The 854-nt window shown below is 54.3% G+C and carries 1 protein-coding gene; it reads left to right on the plus strand.

Going from position 1 to position 854, the window contains the following annotated elements; all coding sequences use genetic code 11:
* Positions 1-854, plus strand: an 854-nt coding sequence (locus FD23_RS08710) for an amino acid--tRNA ligase-related protein (protein ID WP_057717960.1), incomplete at both ends; no start/stop codon positions are given.

Here is an 854-nt window from a genome sequence, read left to right on the forward strand (position 1 = left end):
CACTTCGGCTACGAAATCCAGATCAGCGACCTGGAAGTCGTCTCAAACAATGAAGGCTACCCGATCACCAACAAGGAACACGGGATCGACTTCCTTTTGGACCACCGTCACCTCTGGCTGAGAAGCCGGCGGCCATTCGCCATCATGCAGATCAGAAACCGGATCTTCAAGGCCACGGTCGACTTCTTTGAAAACGAAGGCTTCGTGAAGTTTGACGCCCCGCTTCTGATGCACTCAGCGCCAGAAGGGACCACGGAACTCTTCCACATCGACTACTTCGACCACGACGCTTACCTGTCACAATCCGGCCAGCTTTACGGGGAAGTCGGGGCAGAAGCCTTCGGCAAGATCTTTACCTTCGGGCCAACCTTCCGGGCGGAAGCTTCCAAGACCCGCCGGCACTTGACTGAATTCTGGATGATGGAACCGGAAATGGCCTGGATGCACCAAGATGAATCCCTGGACCTGCAGGAACGCTTCCTGTCTTACGTGGTTGGCCAGGTTTTGGAACACTGCGAATACGAATTAAGCATCCTGGGCCGGGACTTAGACAAATTGCGTCCAGCCGCTGAAGGCAATTACACCCGCCTGTCCTACGATGACGCGGTTAAGATGCTGCAAGAAGCTGGCAAAGACTTCAAGTGGGGCGACGACTTTGGCGCGCCAGATGAAGCCTTCCTGTCAGAACAATTTGACCGGCCATTCTTCATCGTTAACTACCCAGTAGCAATCAAGCCATTCTACATGAAGAAGAACCCGGAAAACCCATTGACTTACCTCTGCGCCGACGTGGAAGCGCCAGAAGGCTACGGGGAAATCATGGGCGGGTCAGAACGTGAAGCTGACTACGACAC

It is taken from the genome of Lactobacillus delbrueckii subsp. delbrueckii DSM 20074 = JCM 1012, assembly GCF_001433875.1.
Taxonomy (GTDB): Bacteria; Bacillota; Bacilli; order Lactobacillales; family Lactobacillaceae; genus Lactobacillus; species Lactobacillus delbrueckii.